We start from the raw sequence: 25,810 nt of genomic DNA, 5'->3' as shown, positions 1-25,810 counted from the left end.
CTAACTGGGCATCGCGAACTTGCACTTTTGTCCGCATCTGATAAAATGAAATCAGAATAAAATTATTCATTTTGGAGGAAATAAATTTGAACATAGGTAAACCGCGAAAATTAGGTAAGACGATTGATGAAATCGAGGAAGGCGATTCGTTATCTTTAACAGAATCGATCGAAGACAGTCAGCTTTTGCTGTATCTTGGTTTGACAAATGATGCCAATCCGCTTTATATTCAGCATGACTATACCCAGAAGACAGAATACCAACGGCCGATCGTGCCATCGGTGATGTTGATGGGAATCATTACAAGTGCGATTTCTAAACATTTGCCAGGACCAGGTTCTCATGTGGTGAATTTTTCGGTGAACTTTATTGAACCCGTTTTTCATTATGAAACATTGACCTTCGATTTTGAAGTGATCAAAGTTGATAAAATGAAAGACGTTGTGACGATCTCAGTTGAAGCGGTCAATACACAGGAAGATCGTGTGTTGGATGCTGTGGTGATGGTCCAACCTCCAAATATTATAGAAGAAGGTGAAGAAAATGAACACTGAAATTGTTAATGCGCAAGGGCTCAATCGTTTTTATTCTAAGGTCTATCTGTTTTTTGCAGTTGGACTAGGAATCAGCGCAGTATCTGCCTACTTTTTCGGACAGGTATTTGCACAGCAGACATTGAATTTTATCAATAGTTTTCCATTAGGCTTTACGGGATTATGGATCCTTCAAATCATTTTGGTCTTGGTATTAGGTGCAAAAGCACAAAAGAATCCTTCGCTGACCATAGCAGGGTATCTGGTTTACTCCCTATTAAATGGAGTGACGTTGTCAGTTACCCTAATGTATTACGAATTTGGATCAATCGCAGGTGCGTTTGTTTCCGCAGCGATTACCTTTGGTGTAATGTCAGCATTTGGTATCATGACGAAGCGAGATTTAAGTGTTGTGGGCCGAATCGGCTACGGCATATTGATCGGGATCATCATTTCGACTTTGCTGAACGTATTTATTTTACGTAGTCAGCCAGTTGACTTTTTCCTATCGATCGTCACGGTGTTTGTCTTTATGGGAATCACCGCCTATGACAACCAACAGATTCGCAATTTATACCAAGCATCGAATGGTCAAGCAAATACAGGAATGGCTGTCTTCATGGCATTGCAGTTGTACCTTGACTTTATCAACTTGTTCTTAGCGATTTTACGAATCTTTGGTAAAAACAACTAATGAGAAAATGCGAGGAAACTCGCATTTTTTTTGCAATTGGCTCAATCGAGCAAAGGCAATCCATCGCTTTTCATGGATTTCTTTGATAGAATAAGAGAGAACTTTTGAGGTGAGGAGTTATTCAAATGACAAAAAATAAATTATTACTGGTTGACGGAAACAGTGTCGCATTTCGTGCGTTTTTTGCACTGCACAACTCATTGGAACGTTTTAAAAACAACAATGGTCTGCACACAAATGCGATTTATGCCTTTCATACGATGTTTGAAAATGTGATGGCAAAAGAACAGCCAACTCATGTTCTAGTTGCTTTTGATGCAGGAAAAACCACTTTTCGGACGGCGATGTATGAAGATTACAAAGGTGGACGATCAAAAACCCCTGGCGAATTCAAGGAACAAATGCCCTATATTCGCGAATTGATCACCGCTTTAGGTGTACAGTATTATGAATTGGACAATTATGAGGCCGATGATATTATTGGCACTTTAGCCCATAAAGTCGACAAAGAATTATTTGATGTCGTGGTACTATCCGGAGATCGCGATCTAACCCAATTAGCAACCGATCATGTGAAAGTTGATATTACGGTGAAAGGTGTTAGTGAGATTGAAAGCTATACGCCCGAACATGTTGCAGAAAAATATGATGGTTTAGCGCCATTACAGATCATTGACATGAAGGGGTTAGCAGGGGATGCCTCCGACAATATCCCTGGTGTGACAAAAATCGGTGAGAAAACGGCCATCAAGCTGTTAAAAGAATATGGTTCAGTAGAAGGAATCTACGAGCATATCGATGAGATGAAACCTAGCAAGATGAAAGAAAACTTGCTCAATGATAAAGAGACTGCTTTCTTGTCAAAAAAATTGGCAACGATTGATGTAGATGCGCCAGTGGAGGTAGCCATTGATTCATTGAAGTACGAAGGAAAAGATTTGAATAAATTGATTCCTTTCTATCAAGAAATGAACTTCAATTCATTCTTGGAAAAATTAAACGTAGTGGCAGATCCGGAAGAAATGGAAGACATTCTTTTTGATGTCGTGACAGAAGTGACACCCGAAATGTTTACTGAAGATATGGCACTTTATGTTGAAATGCTCGGGGATAATTATCATTTAGAAGATATTGTCGGCGTTGCTTGGGGCAATCAACATAAAATTTATGTGACCAATCAAGATGATCTTTTTGAAAATGAACATTTTATTGCTTGGCTGAAAAGTTCCTCTTCCCAAAAGAAGGTTTATGATGCAAAACGGACGTATGTGGCGTTGAACCGTTATGCAACAGCCCCTCAAGGGATTGTTTTTGATACCTTATTAGCTGCTTACTTGCTGGATACCAATGATTCGAATAATGATATTGCAGGTGTTGCCAAACATTATGAGTTTGATGCGATTCAGTCAGACGAAGCTATCTATGGCAAAGGGGCGAAACGTGGACTACCGGCAGATGAAGAAGTCTTCTTCGCTCATTTAGCTCGAAAAGTTGCGGCGATCAACTATCTTTCTGTCCGTTTGGCGAAAGAGCTAGCAGAGAAAAATCAGACTGCCCTCTTTACCGATATGGAATTGCCATTATCAAAAATTTTAGCAGAGATGGAAATCACTGGGATTCGCGTGGACGCTTCTCGTTTGCATCAGATGAAGGGCGAGTTTGCAGAACGTTTGCATGAAATCGAACAAAAGATTTATCAAGAAGCTGGCGAAGAGTTCAATTTAAATTCGCCAAAACAATTAGGCGTGATTTTATTTGAAAAAATGGGGCTGCCAGTGATCAAGAAAACTAAGACTGGCTATTCAACGGCAGTGGATGTTTTAGAACAGTTGAAGGAACAGGCACCGATTGTTGAAGATATTTTGGTTTATCGTCAAATTGCCAAAATCCAATCCACCTATGTGGAAGGACTGCTTAAAGTGATTCAAGGAGATGGCAAAGTCCATACCCGTTACGTGCAGACCTTAACGCAAACCGGTCGTTTAAGCTCGGTTGATCCAAATCTGCAAAATATCCCTATTCGCTTAGAAGAAGGCCGGAAAATTCGCGAAGCCTTTGTACCACGAGACAAAAATTGGGTTATTTATTCTTCGGACTATTCTCAAATTGAGCTGCGGGTTTTGGCTCATATTTCGAATGACGATCATTTAAAAGACGCCTTTGTGGAAGGACAAGATATTCATTCAAGTACTGCTATGCGGGTCTTTGGAATTTCCAGTCCTGAAGAAGTAACGCCAAATATGCGTCGTCAAGCCAAAGCGGTCAACTTTGGGATCGTTTATGGGATTTCTGATTATGGGCTCTCTCAAAACTTGGGAATCACTCGTAAAGCGGCACAACAATACATCGATACCTACTTTGAAAAGTATCCAGGCGTCAAGACCTATATGGAAGAAGTCGTCCGTGAAGCCAAAGACAAAGGCTATGTGGAAACATTGTATCATCGCCGTCGCTACTTGCCAGAGATCAATTCCCGCAACTTTAACTTGCGGACATTCGCGGAACGCACAGCGATCAATACACCGATTCAAGGCAGTGCCGCAGATATTTTGAAAATTGCCATGATCGATTTGGATCGTCGCCTAAAAGAAGAAAAATTACAAGCAACGATGCTTTTACAAGTCCACGATGAACTTGTCTTCGAAGTACCAGAAGATGAGTTGGAACGGTTAGATGCCCTTGTCAAAGAAGTCATGGAAAATGCGGTCTCGCTGCAGGTGCCATTGTTGACGGATAGTAACTGGGGCAAAACGTGGTATGAAGCAAAATAAATGAGGTGAAATGTTGTGCCAGAATTACCAGAAGTAGAAACAGTTCGCAGAGGGCTAGAGAAACTGATTTTAAATAAAACCATCAGCGAAATGGAGATCCGTTGGCCCCGGATCATTGAATCACCAGAAGTACCGATTTTTGTAGCGATGCTAAAAGGACAACAATTTCTAGCTTTTGATCGTCGAGGCAAATTCTTGATTTTCAAATTGACGGATTATGATTTGATTTCCCATTTACGCATGGAAGGCAAGTATGAATTTTTTGAAAAAGATGCGGTACCAGGTAAGCACACCCATGTGATTTTTCATTTTACGGATGGCAGCCAGCTGCATTATCGGGATGTTCGCAAATTCGGTCGGATGACCTTAGTAGAAAAAGATAAGAGTAGCAAGTATAAAGGAATCATGCAGCTAGGACCGGAACCATTGCCAGAATTATTCTTGCTGGCAGACTTTTCCCGAGACCTAAAAAAATCCAAAAAAGCCATCAAACCATTGCTTTTGGATCAAAAACTTGTGACAGGACTAGGCAATATCTATGTTGATGAAGCCTTATGGGAAGCAAAGATCCACCCCGAACAACCGGCAGCGACACTGAATGAAGCAGAAATTGCATTGCTGCATCGGGGGATCATTGATGTCTTAGCACGAGCAGTGGAAGCAGGAGGTACAACGATTCGGACCTATTTGAATGCGTTAGGTGAGGCTGGGCATTTCCAAGTTTCTCTACACGTTTATGGACAAACAGGCAAACCTTGTGTTCGTTGCGGTACCCCCATTGTGAAAACAAAAGTCGCTCAGCGCGGGACTCATTATTGTCCCACTTGTCAACGATTGCATATGGAGGCTGAAAGATGAGTTTGGTTTTAGGGATAACTGGCGGGATTGCTACAGGGAAGAGTACTGTTGTGAAGTGTTTTGCGGAAGCAGGTATCCCAATCATTGACGCGGATATCGTTGCTCGCGAAGTGGTGGAGCCAGGGATGCCCGGACTTGAAAAAATCAAAGCTGTTTTTGGCTCAGAGATCATCAATCCCGACGGCACACTAGCTCGAAAAAAATTAGGGAAAATCATTTTTGCGGATGACAAGCAACGAGAATTGTTAAACCGCACATTGGGGCCATTTATCCGTAAAGAAATCTTACGACAGATTGAAGAAGTGAAAGCAAAAGCCGATCTAGTGATCGTAGATATTCCTTTATTGTATGAAACAGGTTATGAGACACTGCTAGATCAAGTAGCGGTGGTCTATCTTCCGGAAGCGATCCAGCTGCAGCGACTAATGAAGCGAGACCACTTAACAGAAACCGAAGCCCAGCAGCGAATACGCAGTCAAATGCCCATCGAAGAAAAGCGCAAACGTGCAGATATCCTTTTTGATAATCAAGGAAGCAAGGAAGAGACGCGAGGGCAAGTTCAGAGTTGGTTGGCAAAAAGAAAAAAATAAAGAAGAACCAAGTACATTCAAAAAAGACATCGGCTGGAGCCAACGCATTCCTATTCAACCACTCTCAGCACGCTTTGTTTGGACAGCCAAATAAAGCGTGCTTGGAAATGATTTTTAGGAGAAAGGGGCTGTCGGTGTCTTTTTATCTTGAAGTCTTAGGTAAAACGGCTAAACGGTGGGAAGACATAGGATAGAAAGCGACTGGTTTTTCATAAAAAGCTGACAACGTCTTTTCATTAAAAATTTGCTGGCGCTTACCAGCAGCATGGATTTTCCCGTTTTTTAGCATCATGAGGTGATCAAAAATCGGCAGAATCTCTTCTGTATGATGCGTCACATAAATCAATGTGAGTGATTGGTTGCTTGCCATTTCGTTGATTCGACTTAGCAGCTCTTCACGAGCAAAAAGATCCAATCCATTACAAGGTTCATCTAAAATCAACAACTCCGGATTAGCCATTAATGCACGACTGATGAGAACCAACTGCCGTTCACCTTGAGACAACTGCTGAAATGCCTTGCCGATCAATGAACTGTCGCCTGTTGAACAAAGAATGTCCTTGGCCTGATTCAAGTCTTTTTCTTGATAGTCTTCATAAATACCGATACTAGCAAATTTTCCTGATAAAACCACCAATTCTGCGGCTTGTTTTGCCGGAATCTTCTCTTGTAAAGTCGAACTTACCCAGCCAATACGCCGCTGCAGATCAGGTACAGACGTTTTGCCATAGACTTGGCCTAGAACCTGCCGCTTCCCAGAAGTTGGCCAAATCATCCCATTGATCAGTTGGAGCAACAACGTTTTGCCGGCACCATTTAATCCTAGCAGCGCCCAATGTTGATTCTTACAAATTTGCCAGTTGATATCTTGTAATAGCACAGTTTCTTTTCGGATCAACTGGATATCTTCAAATTTTAAAATGTCCATAAGAAACTCCTTTTAGCGAATATTCTGAAAATTATGGTTAAGTATACCATAGCGGGTAATGAAGCGCATACGTATCTTTTGTCAATCGCAGGAATTCTTGCTATGCTAATAAAAAAGGAGGAATCATCATGGGAACATTGAAAGACGAAAAAGATGTAATTGTTGGTTCTGCTAAAGAAAAAATTGGTGAATGGATCAATAACGAAAAAATGGAACATGCAGGAAAAGAACAGGCAGATGAAGCCAAAGCCAAAAAAGATCATCGACAACAACGGGTAGATGAAATTGAAGACCGACATGATGAATTAGATGCTCAACCTGGAGATAAAACACCGGAAACTCTCGGTGCGGATCGTCTGTTAAATGAAAACGAAGACACAGATGCTGCCCAAATCTCTTCTAACGAACGACGAGATGCGGACCATTTGAAACACTATACAGGAATCGAAGAAAAACTCTAGACAGGTTCTAGAGTTTTTTTCTGCAAAAAAGAATGCTTCTTTTAGAAATTGCCATTCTTTTCCATGGAAAGTAAATAAGGCGCATGGATTTGGCCAAGCAGTGGATTCATCTGCTTTAGAAAGTTTGACATTTGTAGAAGGAAAAACTATAATAGCGGTTGTCTTTCCATAAAAAAAGGAAAGCTTAGGAGGTGGTCAACAAATGCTGAATTCTGCATTGTCCTTGACTGTGGTCAGAGGTTATTATCAGTAGAAATCTTTTGTTTATTAAAGAGAGGAATGAGATCCATCATGACCACCATCGAACCCTATCAGTTTAATTTCATTAAGCATCAAATCCAACAACTAGTCCGGACCTATCAGTCTGTCAATGATTGTCATACGATTCGAACGGTTGAACAATTGACCGAAGAAGCTATTCAACCCTTTTTTTCAGCAGATGACGAAAATGCCCAATCCTTGATCCGTCAGTTCTTTGATTCTTCTATGACGATGTCAAAAAGTATGGGGGTTCTTGATCAGCTAAAAAGCTATGTTCAACCTTTCCAAGTGCCTTCAGTCAAACAAACAGAGAAACTCTTTCGAAAAGTAAAAAAATTGAAAGTTCCTGATTTCTCTCAAATGGATCTTCGCGATTATACTTATCTTGCTTGGGATGATATTGGGAGTCAAAGCAAACTGTTGATTGTAAAAGGACAAAAAGGCTATCAAGGTCTTTATGGCCATTTATCAACGGAAGTAAAAAAAGGCATCTGTCCAATCTGCCAGCATGAGTCAACGGTTTCTATGTTTCTTTCCTTGACAAAAAGCAGCGGCGACGGAACGTATACGAAACGGGGCAACTATATTTGTCGAGATAGCGAACAATGCAACCATCAAATGGAGCAACGGGAAAAACTTGACGAATTCGTGACTCTCCTACAAATGAGATAAGGCGACGGCAGAATTTGATTCTGCCGTTTTTCTATTATAGCGAAAAAAACAACAGTCACATTATTTAAATTTGTATTATTTCTTTCGCTTGAAAGACTTTACCTATTAGATAAAAGAATTTCATGTTATAATTAACCATATGAATCACCGCTGTCTCGCCATTATTCGAGACACGGAAGAGAGAACGGGGTGGAACTATGCAATGTCCAAAATGTCATCATAACAATTCTCGAGTGATCGATAGCCGCCAAGCCGACGATGGTCGCGTGATTCGCCGCCGCCGCGAGTGTGAAAACTGTGGTTATCGCTTTACTACATTTGAACGAATTGAAGAAGCGCCTCTATTAGTGATCAAGAAAAATGGCGCTCGTGAAGAATTTAATCGTGAAAAAATATTAAGAGGGTTGATTCGCTCAGCCGAAAAAAGACCTGTTACAATGGAACAAATGGAAACAATCGTTGATCACGTGGAGAATCGTGTGCGTGGATTAGGTGAAAATGAAGTTTCAACAACAATGATTGGTGAATATGTCATGGAAGATTTAGTCGATTTAGATGAGATCGCCTACATTCGTTTTGCGAGTGTCTACCGTCAATTCAAAGATATGTCAGTCTTCTTGAAAGAATTGCAAGACATTGTTGAAAAAGCCAAAGATCCGACCGAACCACAAGAAACAACAGAGAATCAAGAGGAATAGGAGGTCCCTGAATGGTGGGCAACATCTTACCAAATCAGCTCTATCGTGTTTTCAAAAGTCGTCCACTAACAACTGAAGGGAAGGATGCACTGATTCATCTCTATCAGCCAATCATCGAAAGTGATGCATTGGCACTTTATCTGACACTCGTGGCTGATCAACAGGATCCACAAGAAAGCGAGTTTATTCATTTAGATATTTTAAATGCGATGAATGTTGGCTTACAACGTTTTATCCAAGCACGTAATAAGTTAGAGGGGATTGGCTTACTCAAAACATTTGAAAAAGACGATGCTGAATTAGGCATGACCTTTTTGTATCATTTGCAAGAACCGGTCCATGCCAGTGATTTTTTTCAAGATGAACTATACAGCTTCTTATTGTTGAATCACGTGGGAGAGCGAAAGTTTCGGCAACTCGTCTCATTGTTTCAACCAGCGAAGTGGCAAGAAGCAGGCTATCAGGAAGTAACCGCATCTTTTATGGATGCTTATCGCTTGGATACGCAACAATTTTCAGCAAATGAAGAAGAGCTGCAACAGATCAGTCAGAAATTCCAAGATACCAGCAGCGGGCTTGTGTTGGATGAGCAACTTCTTGATTGGGATTTTCTTCTTTATGAAGCCCAACGCCGCTATATCCGTGCAGATAATTTTGATAAACCTTTCCGGCAAAAGATAACTCTTTACCATTCACTCTATGGCTATGATGTGCTGGAACTACTAGATTTGATGGCAGATTCAGTTTCATTGACCACTGGAAAAATTGATCAAAAGGCATTGGAACAACTGGTTCTGCAAAAAGCACGGACACGTTTTACTAAGACGGCCACCAAGCAAGATCCTAATTCGGATGAAGAAATTCGCCGATTTAATACTCTCAAACAAAATGGGTATAGCGACAATGATCTAGCTTTGATCCGCGAAAGTGAGAACAATGCGCCAATGGCTTTTTTGAAAGCAATCAAAGACGAAAAGAAGAGCTTTGTGACAGACTCCGAGCAGTGGCTGCTAAAAAGCTTAGTGGAACGCTCCCCATTATCCAATAGTGTAATCAATGTATTGATTCATTATGTATTAGTGGTCCAAAACAATGCAGCCCTATCCGCCAATTATGTCAATAACATTGCAGCGCAATGGTCAGAACTGCAAGTGAAAACTGCTGAGGAAGCGATCAAACATGTGCGGGATCTAGTTAAATCAGCCAAAGAGAAACGCACACGGCCGCAAACGGCTGCCAAAAAAATTATTCGCGAAGAAAAACTGCCGAGCTGGGCTGAAAAACCAGTCGAAGAAACGAGATTATCCCCAGAACGTCAGGCAGAAATCGATAAAAAACTGCAAGCCTACTTGCAAAAGAAAGCAGGTGACAATTAATGGAAGATGTTGGGAAAAATCTATCAAAAATTTTAGACAAGCGAAACTATCGTGATCGTTTTTCAGAGATGATGGATGATGTCTTGAAAGATTTGGATGTACAAGAATTTATCTCAGAACATCGAGACGAGCTGACAGATGCAGATATCCAAAAAAGCTATGCCAAACTTTACGAATTTGTTCAAGAAAAACGCAAGTTTCGTTTGAACGATCCCACAATGATCGCACCTGGTTATGAGCCTCGACTGGCATTGAACTTTCACTTTATCGATGTCACTTATGTACCGACCCAAGAACTTTTGGCTCATCAAAGACAAGAAGAGATCCGCAGTCGCATCAAAGCAATGGATATGCCCAAAGATATCCAAGAAGCCAGTTTTTCTCAGTACGAAAGTACGCCTGGACGAGGAGAAGCTTTGATGGCCGCGGTCGAGTTTATTGAAAATCTTAAAAACGATCCCCGAGCCTTTCACAAAGGATTATATCTCGTGGGAAGTTTCGGAATCGGCAAAACTTATTTGCTCGGGGCGATCGCTCGAGACTTGGCAGAAGCCGGCTACACGACGACACTCGTCCACTTTCCAACGTTTGCAGTAGAAATGAAACAAGCCATTGGTAAAGACTTAGTAGGTGACAAGCTCAGTGCCGTAAAAAAAGCACCTATTTTAATGATGGACGACATTGGTGCGGATGCCATGAGCAGTTGGATCCGAGATGAAGTCTTTGGTGTTATCTTGCAATACCGAATGCAAGAACAGCTACCAACATTTTTTTCTTCAAACTTTACCATGCAAGAATTAGAAAAACATCTATCCGTTACCCAACGAGGAGAATCAGAGCCATTAAAGGCCAAGCGGATTATGGAACGTATTCGTTACTTGACAAAAGAGATCCAAATGACTGGCAAAAATCGCCGGAATTCAGAAATGTAGAAGAGAGGATAACTTCTTATGAAGAAATTGACGATTTTAGGTTTGGCTTTGACAGCCACCGTGCTATTAGCATCCTGCGGATCGCACTCAGATAGCGGCACGAGCAAGACAACCAAAAACAGCGAAAGTACAGCAAATAGTACCGTCGAAAGCGAGGCAACGACTATTTTTACAGGAGTACTTCAAGAAAATGCCAAAGCTGGCGACAATGAAACGATTCAGTTATTCTTAAATGACATCGAAGCAATCGATGATCAAGAAACGATTGTCCCAAACTTTCAAACAGACGGCGTGATCCTACATGCACCACAAGAATCATTTGACGGAGAAGTCTCCGACCTGACCAAAGGAAAAACCGTTCAAGTCACATTGACAGGCCTCCCAGTAATGACCATGTCAATCCCCCCACAAGTCCCTGGCAATTCAATCAAAACAGTTGAAATCCTGCAATAACCCCACGCGTTGTCCCAACAGACAACGCGTTTTGCTGCGAATCACTGCGATTGGTTTGCGAAGCAAGCCAGAGCAGATGATGAGCAGTACTAGGCGACCAAGGGGAGCGTAGTAACCTTCGTATGAATCACTGCGATTAGTTTGCGAAGCAGAGTGTGGCAGATGATGAGCAGCGGCGACCAAAGGGAGCGTAGTAACCTTCAGAATCACTGCAATTGGTTTGCGAAGCAAGCCATGCAAGTTCTGCGTGAAGCTAGAAGCAACTATCGGCGAAGCAAAGCCGTAAACGAAGGGAGCAAAAACTCTTCCTTTTAAAACAAACAAAGAATGATATACTATTTCTGAAGGAGTGACGTTATGAACGAACAATCATTATCCCTACGATTGACTCGTGTTGGCGAACAGATTCCGGATCAAGCCCGATTGGCAGATATTGGATCAGATCATGCCTATTTACCTGTAGCATTAATGCTGCAAAATAAAATTCAATATGCAGTGGCAGGTGAGGTTGTAAAAGGACCTTTTGAATCTGCTTCACGGCAAGTGGAAAAAAATGGCTTAAGTGACAAAATCACTGTTCGCTTGGCAGATGGATTAGCAGCTATTAAGCCTGAAGATCAGATTGACACGGTGGTTATCGCAGGTATGGGTGGTACTTTGATTCGGAAGATTTTAGAAGATGGAAAGTCCCAGCAACGTATTTCTGGGCAAGAACGACTTGTCTTGCAACCCAATGTGGGAGAGCGGACTTTGCGAGAATGGCTGCAAGAAAATAGCTATACGATCGTTCACGAAGAATTGATTGAGGAAAACCATAAAAACTATGAAATCATCGTAGCGGAAGCAGGCGACAACGCCTATACACCACAAGAGCTATTTTTTGGCCCATGTTTATTGAAGGAAAAAAATCTTGTTTTCTATAAAAAATGGACCCATGAATTACAACAGCGGGAAATTGTTTTACAAGAATTAGAAAAAGCTGCAGTTCCTCCGCAAGAAAAAATGAGTGAACTAAAAGAACAGATTGCTTGGATCAAGGAGGTGCTGGATTAATGTTAGCTAAAACGTTTATTGAACGTTTCGAAAGGTATTGCCCGCAATGGCTGGCAGAAGAGGGGGATCCAGTCGGCTTACACATTGGAACGCTGGACAATGAGATTCAGCGGGTAATGATGACACTAGATGTTCGTCCGGAAGTTGTTGCTGAAGCAATCGAGAAGGAAATAGACTTGATTGTTGCCAAACATCCGCCGATTTTCCGCTCCATTCGGCGCCTAAGAGCCGATGATCCGCAACAAAAGATGTATATGGATTTGATCAAACATAACATTTCCGTTTATGCTGCCCATACGAATATGGATATTATTCATGATGGATTGAACGACTGGTTTTGCGAAATGCTTGGAATAGAACAAACTACGTATCTCGTTCCTACCCATACAATCAAAATGAAGAAATTGGCTGTTTTTGTCCCAATTGAGCATAGTGCGTCGATGCGAAAAGCACTGGGAGCAGCAGGGGCTGGTCAACAAGGGAATTATCAAAACACTAGCTATTCTTTGATTGGTACCGGCCGCTTTACACCTGAAGGAGATGCCCATCCTGCGATTGGCGAGATCGGCAAAGAAGAGTCGGTACAAGAAGCGAAAATTGAAGTGATTTTCCCGGAAACAATTACAGAAACTGTCCTACAAGCAATGCTTGCAGCGCATCCCTATGAAGAGCCGGCCTATGACCTTTATTCTTTAGAAAATTTGGCTAAGCAATACGGCATTGGGCGAGTAGGACAATTAAAAGAACCTGTTTCACTGGAAAAGTTCATTGACGAGGTCAAAGCTGTTTTTCAATTGGATGGATTACGGTTGATTGAGCCAGCCCTCAAACGACAAAAGGTTCAACGAATCGCCATTTGTGGCGGTAGTGGTGAAAAGTTTTATCAAGAGGCAGTCAATGCAAAAGCAGATGTTTATATTACTGGAGATATTAGTTACCATACAGCCCACGACATGCAAGCAAACGGCTTGACGGCAATCGATCCAGGTCATAACATTGAACGGGAGTGTATTCCTCGTTTTATCAAAAAATTCAATGAATGGAAAGCGGAAGAAAACTGGCAGGTAGATTTTATCCCTTCAGAGACTTCTACGAATCCATTCCAATATAAATAGGAGTGATCAATCATGTATGAAAATTTATTGCCGCGTTTTTTGAGATATGTTAAAACAGAAACTCGTTCGGATGCGACAAGTCAAACGACACCATCCACACAAACACAAGTTGCGTTTGCAAAAACGTTACAAAAAGAAATGGAAGAGTTAGGACTTAGTGATGTCCATTATAATGCTGACAATGGTTTTGTAATCGGGACACTGCCAAGCAATGTCTCCGAACCTGTTCGTTCCATTGGTTTTATTGCCCATATGGATACAGCTGACTTCAATGCGGTCAATGTCGATCCGCAAATCATTGAAAACTATGACGGAGAGTCAACGATCAAATTGGATAAAGAGGGCAAATTCACTCTGAATGTCAAAGACTTTCCTAATTTGAAAAATTATCGCGGCGAAACATTGATCACCACAGACGGCAGCACGCTATTAGGAGCCGATGATAAAGCAGGGATCGCAGAAATTTTGACAGCTATGGAAATTTTGTTGAATCATCCTGAAATCAAACATGGAGAAATCAAAATCGCCTTTGGACCCGATGAAGAAATTGGTGTGGGGGCTGACAAATTTGATGTGGCTGATTTCGCTGTTGATTTTGCTTATACAATGGATGGTGGTCCAGTGGGTGAATTGCAATATGAAACTTTCAATGCAGCACAAGCTGAATTGACGATTCAAGGAAAAAATGTCCACCCAGGAACTGCAAAAGATACCATGATCAACGCATTGCAACTAGCTATCGATTTCCATAATCAATTGCCAAAAGATCAAGTGCCGGAAAAAACCGATGGTGCGGAAGGCTTTTTCCATTTGATGGCGTTGAACGGAACGGTGGAAGAAGCGAAAATGGCCTATATCATTCGTGATCATGACCGCGAAACTTTTGAAAACCGTAAAAAACAATTGCTTACAATCCAAGAACAAATGAATGCGCAATTTGATGAAGCAAGAATTCAAATGAATTTATATGATCAATACTACAACATGAAAGAAATCATTGAAAAAGACATGAGTATTATTGAATTAGCGAAGTCCGCGATGGAAGATTTAGGCATCGAGCCAGTGATTGAACCCGTTCGCGGCGGAACTGATGGCTCCAAAATCTCCTACTTAGGGATTCCGACACCAAATATTTTTGCCGGTGGCGAAAATATGCATGGACGGTATGAATTCGTTTCTCTAGAATCAATGAAGAAAGCAACCGATGTGATCGTTAAGATCGTCGAAAAAAATGCACAGTAAGACAATCGATTTGTTTCATATTTCAGTGAAGCAAGAGATTACTTGATAAGAAGTAGTTGATTAATGGGCTGAGACTTGCTGCAGAAGTCTGCACAATTCGCAGCCCTATTTTTGATTAGGAAGTGAAAAAGATGAAGATCATGGTTTTATATAATGATACGGCTGGCAAAAGCGATGCCAAGGATACTGCAGAAGCTTTTAAGAACTATCTAAAAGAGCATGATCCTGAAAGTAAAGCAGTTTTGCAACCCTCCAATCCCGATATTGAGCCGGAAACGATCCAGAAAAATGCGAAAGAACACCAAATCGATACCATTGCAATCATTGGTGGTGATGGAACGATCCATCACGTGCTGCAAACATTTGTGGATCAGTTAGATAAGCTGACGGTAGCAATTATTCCTGGCGGAACAGTCAATAATTTTGCCCGGATGTTAGGGATTCCCCTCAAACCCGAAGAAGCATTTGAAACAATCTTAAATGGGGCAGATCGACAAATCGATTATGGATTGGTCAATGATTCCATGATGATTTCGACGATGACTATCGGATTATTAGCCGATACGGCAGCTAATACTTCACAAGAAGAAAAGCAGCAGTTTGGGCCACTCGCTTTTACCAAGCGGTTTTTCCATTATTTATTCAAAAAGAAACAGTATAAATTGGAAATCATTGCCGACGGGAAACGTTGGCGGGGCAAGAGTCAACTGTTAACAGTGGTGATGTCCAATTCGGCAGGTGGATTCACCAATTTTGATGAACTAGCACGACCCGATGACGGATTGTTCCATATGATTTTATTGCCGAAACTCAATCTATTGAAATTCATTCTTTACTTGCCTCGTATCATCCGTGGGCGTATTGCGCAAGTGCCAAATGTTGAATATTTTACAGCGAATGAAATCGAGATTCGTGCGCAAGAAAAGAAAGTCTATACACGAACCGACGGCGATCCGACAGATAATCTACCTGTTAAAATGAAGGTGATGAAACAAGCACTTCGTGTCCGTGTTCAAGAAGAAGACATGGAGGCTAAATAACAGCAACTAAGGGAGAAATGATGACAGAATTGATCCAAAATCCATTGTGGTTTTATTTACTTATAGCAAATCTTTATCTTTTTGGCTTGATGGGGTATGATAAGTACCAAGCCGTAAGAAAAAAGTGGCGGGTCCCTGAATGGAATCTTTTATTTATGGGCTTGATCGGTGGCGGCATTGGTGGACTGATCGCACAGCGCGTTTTTCATCATAAAACCCGCAAACGTAAATTTTATGTGTTTTTTGCTTTCGGTGTAATTGTCGATCTCATATTGTTTATTAAGTTTGCCTAAGGAGCTAAAAATGAAAGCAAAAGTGAAATTTGCCTTAAATCTGTTATTGATGGTCGTCATTCTTGGTGTTATGTATTATTTTATTCGTAGTTCTATGACGGACATTTTAGCAGAATTGAGACAAACCAGTTTAACGATCGTTACTGCAGTGATGGCATTAGGAACGATTTACTTATTTATTGAAGGCCGTTCCGTAAAAGAAATCGCCGTGGGATTTCAGCCAGACTTTACGACAAAAGATGGGTTGTTTACCGTTTGTTATTCTGGATTTTATCGAATCATTACTTTTGGCGCCGGAACGTTGATTTCAGAAGTCAATTTTTACCGCAAAAACGGACTGAAGCTATCACAAGGAGTCGGAGTAACCACATTGCACATGGTCATGTACAAGCTAGCCGTATTAACTTATGCTGTTGCTGGATTAGTGATTCAGTTTTCACTTTTCTATGAAAAAGCACCAAATATGATTTGGTTGATCTTGGCTGGTATGGTGATTACATTTTTGATCATTGCCTTTTTACTTGCACTTTCTGTAAGTGTCAATGTCCAAGTGGCTTTTGTGGTGATCAGCAACAAACTCTTCAAAAGTAAAGGAATGCGGAATATCATCGATAAATGCAATACGCAAATTTATTCCTTGCGAGAAACGGTTTATTCGATTCTTCATGATCGCACCGCTTTTTTGCGAATCTATTTCTGGAATGTCGTTAAATTAGCTGCTTGGTATGTGATTCCTTATGTCGTATTAGCACCAAAGCATCCGGAGATTGACTTCTTGCTGACTCTTTCTTTTGTTAGCTTCGCAGTCATTCTGTCTGGAGTACTTCCAACTCCAGCAGGAATCGGATCCTTTGAGTTTGTCTATATGTTGCTGTTTGGTCCATTAGTAGGCACCGTCGATGCCGCATCTTCCATGCTGCTTTATCGATTTGCTACATTTATTTGGCCGTTCGTCATTGGTTTTGTCTATGTCATGTTGGAAAAACGCAAAACAATGAGTGCAGAGCTGGAAGAATTGAAAAACGAAAAAGCATGAGGACAATCTTCGCTTGTATCGAATGAAATCAAAAAAATCTCACAGAAGTGCTAAGATTTCAGCCAAATAGCTGAAATTTTACGGCATTCCTGTGAGATTTTTCTTATTCGTTCTTATCCTAATTACTCGCTTAGTTCAATGATGCGATCCGCAAAGTCTTCATAAAAATCGGCTTCGTGGGAAACAACTAAGACGGTTCCTTCAAAATCAGCTAATGCGGCATTCAAATTGTCTTTGGTGGCTTGGTCGATATGATTCGTAGGCTCATCTAATAAGAGAAAATTACTCTTGATCATCATCATTTCAGCCAGTTTGACTTTTGTTTGTTCGCCACCACTCAAGGATTTTAAAGCTTCTTGTGCCAACTGACTGGGCAATCCTGCGCGGGATAGTTGGCGTCGTAGTTCTTTAATAGTAGCTTTAGGAAATTTGTCGCTCAAATATTGCAAAGGGGTCTGTAACGGTTGGTCCCAGGTCAAATCTTGCGAGAAATAATTGAATTCTGTGTGTTGGGGAAAAGAAACCGATCCATTGATGGCGGGTATCTGACCTAATAGTGTCTTGATCAATGTTGATTTCCCAATCCCATTAAAGCCTCGAATAGCAATTTTTTCACCGTAGCGTACAGTCAAATCAATCGGCGACAATAGGGGCTTTTCGTAGCCAATTTCTAAGCGAGTCGTTTCTAATGCCAATGTGGTGACGATAGGGGCATAAGGAAAAGCAATATGCGGTACCGGTGCATCTGTAGGTGGTGTCAATCGTTCGATTTTCGCTAATTGTTTTTCTCGGCTTTTGGCCATCGTCGAACGCGAACCTGCTTTGTATTTGCGAATATACGCTTCTGTTTTCTTGATATGCGCCTGTTGGGCCTCGTATTGTTTCAAATAACTTTCATTTTGCAACGCTTTGAGTTTCAAGGCTTTTTCAAGATTACCAGTATATTTTGTCAGTTTGCCAAACTCGATATCGATGATATGCGTCGTGATTTGGTTTAAAAATTGTTGATCGTGGGAAACCACCAAGTAGGTGCCGTTAAAATCCTGTAAAAACTGTACCAGCCATTTGATATGCTCATCATCTAAGTGATTGGTTGGTTCATCCAAGATCAGCATATCGGGTTTTTCCAATAACATTTTTGCTAAGATCAATTTTGATCGCTGCCCACCACTTAAATTGACCAGTGGGGTTTCCATACCAAGAATGGCAATGCCCAGACCTTCCGCTAAGTCAGCAATCAGTGTGTCCATTTGATAGAAGGAACCTTGATCCAATTGATTTTGTAATTCACCGGCTTTTTCAAGTAATTGATCATCCAATGTTTCAGCATATTCACCATATAGTGAAGCAATTTTTGCCTCTTTTTCAAAATCAGCAGCAAAGGCTGAGCGTAAGAAATCGCGAATGGTTTGAGTTTCGTCCACATTGACATATTGATCCAAATAGCCCATTTTCAGATTTTTTGGGAAAGTGACCTGGCCTTCATCAGGAAGAATCTCCCCAGTAATAATTTTGATCAGTGTACTTTTTCCGGCACCGTTTCGTCCAATCAGTCCGACTTTCTCGCCACGATTGATTTGAACGCTGACTTCTTCATACAAGATTTTGTCGCCGAATTGTTGTGATAGATTTGATAGTGTTAACATGATTTTCCTCCATATAAAAAAGCCATAGACAGTCATTGTCTACAGCTTACAATCTTTTTAGTATCCATCAAAAACCAGGGCATGAGAAAAAAACCTCACTCCGAGTCTTTGATGAAGCAGATGCGCTAGGCGCTTGTAGGCTCTTAACAATGCTTCATCCTTCTCTTGTTAAGAGCAGATTTTCTGATAAATTTAAAATAATAGCGAGACATCTGCTTTTCCTCCGTTGAAATGGTTTATTAAGCATACCATCTTAGCTTTCCTTGTGTCAACTTTTGCTGATAGTTTGCTAAAAAAGAAAGTCAAAAAGTGCTTGCATATCTTTTGACCATTACTGACCAAAGTGGTATACTACAATGTAGGAGAAATCCTAGAAATGACGGGGAGGTAGAACAATGAACCCAGAAAAAATGACAACAACTTTACAAAGTGCCATTGCAGAAGCACAACAAGTAGCGGTAACACGCCATCATCAGGAGATCGATATCGCTCATTTATGGAAAATTTTATTGCAAGCCAATCAATTTGGCCGCAATTTTTATACGGACGCTGGTCTTGATGTCGATGCTTTCGAGAAGGAAGTTGACCGACTATTGGATGAAATTCCATCTGTTGAAGGTGGTAATGTTCAATACGGACAAAGCATGAGTCAAAACTTATTTCGTTTGCTTTCTGAAGCAGACCAACTAAAAAAAGAGTTCAATGATGAGTATTTATCCACCGAAGTCGTGCTATTAGCATTAATGAAACTAAAAAACCATCCATTGACCAATTATTTAAAAGGTCAAGGAATCAATGAAAAAGAATTAAAAGCAACCATTGAATCTTTGAGAGGGGGAGAACGTGTGACATCTCAAAACCAAGAAGAACAATACAAAGCCTTAGAAAAATATGGTGTGGATCTCGTTCAACAAGTCCGCAGTGGAAAAATGGATCCGATCATTGGCCGGGATGAAGAGATCCGCGATGTGATTCGTATTCTTTCACGAAAAACCAAAAATAATCCTGTTTTGATCGGTGAGCCTGGTGTCGGTAAAACAGCAATCGTTGAAGGATTGGCGCAACGAATCGTTAGAAAAGATGTACCGGAAAACTTAAAAGACAAAACGATTTTCTCTTTAGATATGGGCGCATTGATCGCTGGAGCAAAATTCCGTGGTGAATTTGAAGAACGGTTGAAGGCGGTCTTGAAAGAAGTCAAAAAATCTGAAGGCCGGATCATCTTATTTATTGATGAAATCCACAATATCGTCGGTGCTGGTAAAACAGAAGGCAGCATGGATGCTGGTAATTTGTTAAAACCAATGTTGGCTCGTGGCGAACTTCATACCATCGGTGCCACAACACTGGATGAATACCGCCAATATATGGAAAAAGACAAAGCATTGGAACGTCGTTTCCAAAAAGTTTTAGTCAAAGAACCGACAGTGGAAGATACCATCTCAATTTTGCGGGGATTAAAAGAGCGCTTTGAGATCCACCATGGGGTCAATATCCATGACAATGCCCTCGTTGCTGCAGCGACATTGTCTGATCGATATATCACCGATCGCTTTTTGCCAGACAAAGCCATCGACCTAATTGATGAAGCAAGTGCTACGATTCGTGTAGAAATGAACTCCATGCCAACAGAATTAGACCAAGTCACTCGGCGTTTGATGCAGTTGGAAATTGAAGAAGCCGCATTGAAAAAAGAAACCGACGATGCTTCTAAAAAACGATTGGCAAACTTGCAAGAAGAATTGGCTGAGTTGCGGGAAGAAGCCAATACCATGAAGATGCAATGGGAAACCGAGAAAGACGAAGTCAATGCGGTTTCCAATAAACGGGCAGAAATCGACAAAGCCAAACATGAATTAGAAGATGCCGAAAACAATTATGATTTAGAGCGTGCAGCTGTTTTACGCCATGGTACGATTCCGCAATTAGAAAAAGAACTTGCCGAATTGGAAGCAAAAAATCAAGCGGAAGGCGTTCGAATGGTGCAAGAATCTGTGACCGAAAATGAAATTGCGCTGGTTGTTGGCCGTTTAACAGGCATTCCGGTGGCGAAATTGGTAGAAGGCGAACGGGAAAAATTACTGAAACTGAATGAAACGCTCCATCAACGTGTGATTGGTCAAGACGAAGCAGTGGATGCTGTCAGTGATGCCGTGATTCGCTCTCGTGCAGGTCTTCAAGATCCAAATCGACCTTTAGGTTCTTTCTTATTCTTAGGTCCTACAGGCGTCGGTAAAACCGAGTTAGCCAAAGCATTGGCCGTCAATTTGTTTGATTCAGAAGATCATATGGTGCGGATCGACATGAGTGAGTACATGGAAAAACATTCTGTGTCGCGTTTAGTCGGAGCACCTCCAGGTTATGTTGGTTTTGAAGAAGGCGGCCAACTGACAGAAGCCGTGCGCCGAAATCCATATACGATCGTCTTATTGGATGAGATCGAAAAAGCCCATCCAGATGTGTTCAATATTTTACTGCAAGTATTGGATGACGGTCGATTGACGGACTCAAAAGGCCGAGTAGTAGATTTCAAAAACACGGTCTTGATCATGACAAGTAATATTGGCTCCCAATTGCTGTTAGATGGTGTAACCAGTGAAGGAACGATTCCAGAAACCGTTGCGGAAAATGTTCGTTCCCTATTACGAGGACATTTCAAACCAGAATTTTTGAATCGTATTGATGACACGATTTTATTCACACCACTAAGTTTAGCTGATGTGACAGGGATCGTAGATAAGATTATCGCTCAATTGTCACAACGATTGGAAAACCAAGACATTCAATTGTCCATTACAGAAGATGCCAAAAAATGGATCGCCGAGCACTCCTATGAACCAGCTTATGGGGCACGACCATTGCGACGCTTCATTACCCGGGAAGTAGAAACCCCTCTTGCCAAAGAAATCATTGCAGGCCGTGTGTTGCCAAAAACTAAAGTGACCATTGAAGTGCTGAATGACCAGCTTGTTTTTGAAAATACACCGATCACTGAATAACTCTTTATGGGAAAAACAACCCATCAAGATTACTAGCAGCTAATCCCAATTAGATACCTGAAGCATTTTCGGAGACTTTCGATGATGTTTCAGGTATTTTTTTTGATAAAGCTTGAATAGTGCTTGCGGTATTTACCAGAAAGCTGATTTTCTTCAGGAAAAAAATAGGTAAATTTTCGCAAATAAAATGAGTTCCAAAAAGATTTTACTTGCCGAAATGTCAAATTACACGTAAGATTGAGAAGTAAATGGAAAAATGCAAGTCCATTTTCTGAAGGATAATTAGAGAAAATGGTTGAAGGAGCAAATAAAATAAGATGCAGAAATTTTTAAAAGAGAATTGGTTTATTCTCGCTTTCATTGTTGTTATTGTTGTCGTTCGATTGTTTGTATTAACGCCTGTCAAAGTAAGCGGCCATTCAATGGATCCGACTTTGGCTGATGGTCAACGTTTGATTGCTTCCAAGATTTCAAGTTATCAGCGACAAGATGTAATCATTTGCGTAGAGCCTGACGATACCAGCAAAATTGCAGTGAAACGCTTGATTGGTTTACCTGGGGATAAAATCGAGATGAAGAATGACGTCCTAACAATCAATGGCAAAGAATACCAAGAGACGTATTTAGATGATTTCAAGAAGCAATTCGCCGAGGATCAACTGCAAAAGGAATATAGTTATCGTGAGATGTTCCAACAAATTGCTGCTGCTGCCACGCAATTCACCGATGAATTTTCAATCACAGTCCCTGAGGGCAAATACTTTGTTATGGGGGACAATCGTCTCATCTCAAGAGATAGTCGTTCCTTTGGTGTAGTGGATACCGAACAAATGAAGGGCAAAGTTATCTTGCGCTACTGGCCACTAAGTGAATTTTCATTATTCTAAAAAAAAGCATTCTTGCACAGGCACGAGTTTACACTCGGAAACATGCAAGAATGCTTTTTTATATGACCCAAGCCACAAGGGCAATAACAGAAAAGAACATTGTCCAAACAGCGATCGCCGCAGAACTGATAAAAATGATTTTAATAGATATGGGTTGGACGAATTTTCGTGCGTCTCTGGAAAAGGCATAGGTGATGGATAAAAAAATCATACAACACAAAAGAAAAAATACCGTCAAGATCATGGCGCGCTCCTTACTGACTGCTAAGTCAACTTTCTGTTAAATATTATAACAGACCTTTTAGAAATCTGGAAATCAAATACACTTTATTTTAGGCATTTTATTTTGCGATTATTGACAAAAGTCTCACTTCCTATAACAAAAAAACGTAACGAAAAGTTATTTTTTTATAAAATGTAAACGGATTCGTAAAAATGAAAGGATTTTGGGAAAAAGCCAGCAATTTTCTCAAAGACACTAAAAGAAGTGCAAGAAAAAAACTGCATAAACAGGTTTTAGCCCGTTTACGCAGTCAAAAATCAATGACGGGTAATTTTTTCGATTCGATAACTCTCAAAATAATCTGGTTTGCCGCTTCCTTGGAAGTAGGCGAAAATACCCATCAAAAGGGCCCCGATGGTATTCGTCAACAGATCACCCATGGTATCCATCAGAGCAGCGCGGCCAATAAATGGGGTGCCATCCAACGTCGCGTAGCGCTGAAGGTTCATGCCGCCAAGGGAGTCGCAGATAAACTCCCAAAATTCCCAAAAGACACCACATAGACCAGCAAAGGCAAAACCCATTAGTAGAAAGAGCCATGGCGAGACTTTCCGCACGGGAACCTCTTTTAGGAACATACAGATCAATCCATAACCGACTGCTGTCAGAACCATTGGACTCACGGTGTGAAGCACTTTATCCCAGAAAGAAATAATTTCAATTAGATGCAAGATCGTGCCCATAAAGACAGAAATCAACAAAAAGAACCAGTAAAAGTAAACTGTCGCATTGGGTAACTGAATGCGAAATAATTTTTTGCTATATTCAGGAACATAGATCAATAGGATACCTAATAATGCCTGCACAAGAAAAATCAGTGCTTGTTGTTTAGGGTAGACACCTTGAAAGAATTCCCAAACAGAAAATGCGAATACCAGTAATCCGAAAACCGTAAATCCCTTCAATAATCGTTTATAGTTTGTGCCCATTTAATTTTCCTCCGAAAGATAATTGGCTAAGCCTGCGAGTAAAGCAGATTCCGAGGAATAAATCTCTCCATTTAGCTTGATCAATCCGACCGTATAGAGATTCAAGTAATGGAATTGGTTTTCTGCCACAGTTTTTAGGGCCGAAAGTTTCTGCTGATTCTCCGCTCCTTGTTGACGGCTATCGGTATACAACCCCAAAACAGGGATTCCTTTGGCATAAGCGACGCCGATTTCTGAAGCCACACCAGGATCGATGGTTAGACCATCCAATAAGGCAATCATCAGATCACTTTCTAATACTTTTTCAGTATCTGCTTGAGCAATCATGGTGCTATCGGCATAAGCAGATTTATCATTGATCGCCGCATTTTCTTGGGGCAAATAAATCGTCACTTGCGGGTAGGTTGCTCTAATTTGGTTCACGATCTCTGCATTGTAAAGCAGATCACTTTTAGCAAAGAGGGGGGCAGCAAAGTAAATATTCATGTTCATTCTCCTTCAATTATCCATAATGTTAAAAATAGTCGCCAAAATAAGCCTCCATATCAGGAATGATCGACTCTAGCAATTGTAATGTATCGGAATCAGTATGAAGACGTTCAATGCGAGCCAAATAGGCAGGTCTTCGATAATTCATCAACACACAAGTTAATGTTTGAATATCTAATTGGACCGCTTTTCCTAGCGGCTCATTCGAAACGATGACTTCACCGTTAGCATAGCTCAATCCAAAAATACCATTGTTCCATTCCGCAACCGGATCAGAAACGATAAAATGAAAAGGTTGATCAAAAGCTTTAAACGGAAAATTTTTCAAAAATTCTGCGACATCAACAATTCGTGCCATATAATAGGGCTCAATCGTTTCTTTGATTTGGCTATCTTCCAATAGGAAAGCCAAAGGCTCGTTTTTGTAAATATCTCCTTTGACCCAATAAATCATAGAAAAATGCGCAGAAATAAAGTTCCATAAACCATTACGTGCTTCTTGATTCAAGTAAAACATTTCTTTGACGTGAAAAACTTCCTCGGCAACCCAGTAAAAGAGCACACCGGTTGGATGACCACTCTCATTATAATAGATCGCAGCTGTTCGGCTTTCTTCATTTTCATAACGCCAATATTCTTCCCAGTGAAAGGCTGTCCGCTGCAATGCACCATGATTTTCTCTTGAAAATTGATTATAGACAGTAAAGACGTCAGGATCGTCGACTTCTCTTCGTTCAACAATGCCCGGAACATCCACCGTTTTTGGCAGCTGAGTATCCCGGATCTTGAAAGATAATTTATCCGACATCATTTCCCAACCTTTACGCCGGTAATAAGGGACATTGTAAGGATAGAGATAAGAAATCCACTGTTGATCTGCCCGCATTGTTTCAAGAGCGAGTTTGATCAAATCTTTCATCAACCCATGTCCCGCATATTCAGGATAAGTGCCGACACCTGTCACACCGCCCATCTTATACAGCGTTCCATGGATGTTCACTTCACAGGGGTAGACCGCAATCTGCGAAACAAGCTGATCACCATTGAACCACCCAAATACTTTTGATAACTCAAGGATCGGGCGTTTTGATTTGATCATTTCCCGTTTACTTTCATAACCACTTTCCTCGATGTCAGACTCAGTGATTTGGAAAACATAGCTTAACAGCTCGTTGAACTGATCAACATCTTTTTCTTCCACAGGTCGAATATGCAAATCTTGATGAAAATTATTGTCCATTCTTTCAACTCCAATTTATTTACTAGCTATAGTATAGCAAAACCTGAACAAATTTGTTTAGATAACGGTCAAGAAAAATACTTTAATTATCCCCATTTCGTTGGTATAATAGAAAAGCTGACTAAAAGAAATGAGGAACGTATCCATGAATATAGAAGAAATGAAAAAACGACAGGAAAAGATTCGTAACTTTTCCATTATCGCCCATATTGACCACGGGAAATCGACTTTGGCCGATCGGATTTTGGAACAGACCCATACCGTTACTTCAAGAGAAATGCAAAATCAATTATTGGACTCCATGGACTTGGAACGTATTCAACGATTTGTT

25 protein-coding genes are annotated in these 25,810 nt (G+C 40.9%); 20 read left to right on the top strand and 5 right to left on the bottom strand.

Annotated elements, in window-relative coordinates; translation table 11 throughout:
• The first annotated feature begins 86 nt into the window (after window positions 1-86).
• From Q0A12_RS07325 to coaE, 5 genes are all read left to right on the top strand, one after another.
• The gene (locus Q0A12_RS07325) at window positions 87-554 is read left to right on the top strand and encodes a MaoC/PaaZ C-terminal domain-containing protein (RefSeq protein ID WP_291292008.1); all 468 of its coding nucleotides are present in this window, start codon (window positions 87-89) and stop codon (window positions 552-554) included.
• On the top strand, window positions 544-1,227 hold the full coding sequence (locus Q0A12_RS07320; protein ID WP_291292007.1) for a Bax inhibitor-1/YccA family protein: 684 nt from the start codon (window positions 544-546) through the stop codon (window positions 1,225-1,227). Before Q0A12_RS07325 ends, Q0A12_RS07320 begins: the two co-directional genes overlap by 11 nt.
• Before the next feature lie 125 nt (window positions 1,228-1,352).
• On the top strand, window positions 1,353-3,998 hold the full coding sequence (polA, locus tag Q0A12_RS07315; RefSeq protein ID WP_291292006.1) for a DNA polymerase I: 2,646 nt from the start codon (window positions 1,353-1,355) through the stop codon (window positions 3,996-3,998).
• Window positions 3,999-4,013: 15 nt separating this feature from the next.
• Complete coding sequence (gene mutM / locus Q0A12_RS07310; RefSeq protein WP_291292005.1) at window positions 4,014-4,856, top strand: DNA-formamidopyrimidine glycosylase; 843 nt, start codon at window positions 4,014-4,016, stop codon at window positions 4,854-4,856.
• A complete protein-coding gene (coaE, locus tag Q0A12_RS07305) occupies window positions 4,853-5,446 on the top strand; it encodes a dephospho-CoA kinase (RefSeq protein WP_291292004.1) in 594 nt (197 codons plus the stop codon). The genes mutM and coaE overlap by 4 nt, the downstream gene beginning before the upstream one ends.
• Window positions 5,447-5,588: 142 nt before the next feature.
• Here coaE and Q0A12_RS07300 read toward each other — a convergent pair whose 3' ends face one another.
• Window positions 5,589-6,374, bottom strand: coding sequence for an ABC transporter ATP-binding protein (locus Q0A12_RS07300; RefSeq protein ID WP_291292003.1), 786 nt, complete (start codon window positions 6,372-6,374; stop codon window positions 5,589-5,591).
• Window positions 6,375-6,502: 128 nt separating this feature from the next.
• Between Q0A12_RS07300 and Q0A12_RS07295 the strand changes: the two genes are divergently transcribed.
• The 12 genes from Q0A12_RS07295 to Q0A12_RS07240 all read left to right on the top strand — a co-directional run bounded on the left by Q0A12_RS07295 (window position 6,503) and on the right by Q0A12_RS07240 (window position 17,006).
• On the top strand, window positions 6,503-6,835 hold the full coding sequence (locus Q0A12_RS07295; protein WP_291292002.1) for a CsbD family protein: 333 nt from the start codon (window positions 6,503-6,505) through the stop codon (window positions 6,833-6,835).
• Window positions 6,836-7,114: 279 nt separating this feature from the next.
• Window positions 7,115-7,768 (top strand): FusB/FusC family EF-G-binding protein, encoded by a 654-nt coding sequence (locus tag Q0A12_RS07290; RefSeq protein ID WP_291292001.1) that lies wholly within the window; start codon window positions 7,115-7,117, stop codon window positions 7,766-7,768.
• Window positions 7,769-7,965: 197 nt separating this feature from the next.
• Window positions 7,966-8,466 carry a transcriptional regulator NrdR gene (nrdR, locus tag Q0A12_RS07285; RefSeq protein WP_291292000.1) on the top strand — a complete coding sequence of 167 codons (501 nt, stop codon included), beginning with the start codon at window positions 7,966-7,968 and terminating at the stop codon, window positions 8,464-8,466.
• Window positions 8,467-8,480: 14 nt separating this feature from the next.
• Entirely contained in the window at window positions 8,481-9,842 is a 1,362-nt protein-coding gene (locus tag Q0A12_RS07280; protein WP_366031022.1) for a DnaD domain protein, read from the top strand.
• Window positions 9,842-10,774, top strand: coding sequence for a primosomal protein DnaI (gene dnaI / locus Q0A12_RS07275; protein ID WP_291291998.1), 933 nt, complete (start codon window positions 9,842-9,844; stop codon window positions 10,772-10,774). Before Q0A12_RS07280 ends, dnaI begins: the two co-directional genes overlap by 1 nt.
• An 18-nt stretch (window positions 10,775-10,792) precedes the next feature.
• A complete protein-coding gene (locus tag Q0A12_RS07270; RefSeq protein ID WP_291291997.1) occupies window positions 10,793-11,227 on the top strand; it encodes a hypothetical protein in 435 nt (144 codons plus the stop codon).
• A 357-nt stretch (window positions 11,228-11,584) separates the two neighbouring features.
• A complete protein-coding gene (locus Q0A12_RS07265) occupies window positions 11,585-12,280 on the top strand; it encodes a tRNA (adenine(22)-N(1))-methyltransferase TrmK (protein WP_291291996.1) in 696 nt (231 codons plus the stop codon).
• On the top strand, window positions 12,280-13,395 hold the full coding sequence (locus tag Q0A12_RS07260) for a Nif3-like dinuclear metal center hexameric protein (RefSeq protein ID WP_291291995.1): 1,116 nt from the start codon (window positions 12,280-12,282) through the stop codon (window positions 13,393-13,395). The genes Q0A12_RS07265 and Q0A12_RS07260 overlap by 1 nt, the downstream gene beginning before the upstream one ends.
• 12 nt (window positions 13,396-13,407) lie before the next feature.
• Entirely contained in the window at window positions 13,408-14,637 is a 1,230-nt protein-coding gene (gene pepT, locus Q0A12_RS07255; RefSeq protein ID WP_291291994.1) for a peptidase T, read from the top strand.
• Between the two features lie 131 nt (window positions 14,638-14,768).
• Window positions 14,769-15,677 carry a diacylglycerol kinase family protein gene (locus tag Q0A12_RS07250; RefSeq protein WP_291291993.1) on the top strand — a complete coding sequence of 303 codons (909 nt, stop codon included), beginning with the start codon at window positions 14,769-14,771 and terminating at the stop codon, window positions 15,675-15,677.
• Window positions 15,678-15,697: 20 nt separating this feature from the next.
• Window positions 15,698-15,970: a DUF1294 domain-containing protein gene (locus tag Q0A12_RS07245; RefSeq protein ID WP_291291992.1), complete on the top strand. Its 273-nt coding sequence runs from the start codon at window positions 15,698-15,700 to the stop codon at window positions 15,968-15,970.
• Between the two features lie 10 nt (window positions 15,971-15,980).
• A complete protein-coding gene (locus tag Q0A12_RS07240; protein ID WP_291291991.1) occupies window positions 15,981-17,006 on the top strand; it encodes a lysylphosphatidylglycerol synthase transmembrane domain-containing protein in 1,026 nt (341 codons plus the stop codon).
• Window positions 17,007-17,128: 122 nt separating this feature from the next.
• On the opposite strand, the gene Q0A12_RS07235 is transcribed toward Q0A12_RS07240, so the two are convergent.
• Window positions 17,129-18,652, bottom strand: a complete 1,524-nt coding sequence (locus Q0A12_RS07235; protein WP_291291990.1) for an ABC-F family ATP-binding cassette domain-containing protein — start codon at window positions 18,650-18,652, stop codon at window positions 17,129-17,131.
• A 395-nt stretch (window positions 18,653-19,047) separates the two neighbouring features.
• Here Q0A12_RS07235 and clpB point away from each other — a divergent pair, with 395 nt between their 5' ends.
• Both clpB and lepB read left to right on the top strand, forming a co-directional pair.
• On the top strand, window positions 19,048-21,651 hold the full coding sequence (clpB, locus tag Q0A12_RS07230; RefSeq protein WP_291291989.1) for an ATP-dependent chaperone ClpB: 2,604 nt from the start codon (window positions 19,048-19,050) through the stop codon (window positions 21,649-21,651).
• 317 nt (window positions 21,652-21,968) lie between these two features.
• Window positions 21,969-22,538 (top strand): signal peptidase I, encoded by a 570-nt coding sequence (gene lepB / locus Q0A12_RS07225; protein ID WP_291291988.1) that lies wholly within the window; start codon window positions 21,969-21,971, stop codon window positions 22,536-22,538.
• Between the two features lie 540 nt (window positions 22,539-23,078).
• Here lepB and Q0A12_RS07220 read toward each other — a convergent pair.
• From Q0A12_RS07220 to Q0A12_RS07210, 3 genes are read right to left on the bottom strand one after another with little or no spacing between them, the layout of a single operon-like run.
• On the bottom strand, window positions 23,079-23,750 hold the full coding sequence (locus Q0A12_RS07220; protein ID WP_291291987.1) for a hypothetical protein: 672 nt from the start codon (window positions 23,748-23,750) through the stop codon (window positions 23,079-23,081).
• Entirely contained in the window at window positions 23,751-24,236 is a 486-nt protein-coding gene (locus Q0A12_RS07215) for a nucleoside 2-deoxyribosyltransferase (RefSeq protein WP_291291986.1), read from the bottom strand.
• A gap of 28 nt (window positions 24,237-24,264) precedes the next feature.
• Window positions 24,265-25,479, bottom strand: a complete 1,215-nt coding sequence (locus Q0A12_RS07210) for a GNAT family N-acetyltransferase (protein WP_291291985.1) — start codon at window positions 25,477-25,479, stop codon at window positions 24,265-24,267.
• 145 nt (window positions 25,480-25,624) lie between these two features.
• Here Q0A12_RS07210 and Q0A12_RS07205 point away from each other — a divergent pair.
• Window positions 25,625-25,810 (top strand): GTP-binding protein (locus Q0A12_RS07205; protein WP_291291984.1); only part of this gene is annotated, 186 nt, incomplete at its 3' end.

Origin of the sequence: Enterococcus sp. (assembly GCF_022711995.1) — a bacterium.
In the GTDB taxonomy this organism is placed as follows: domain Bacteria; phylum Bacillota; class Bacilli; order Lactobacillales; family Enterococcaceae; genus Enterococcus_D.
The sequence above is the reverse complement of the archived record's forward strand: the minus strand, read 5'-3'. Positions and strand labels throughout refer to the sequence as shown.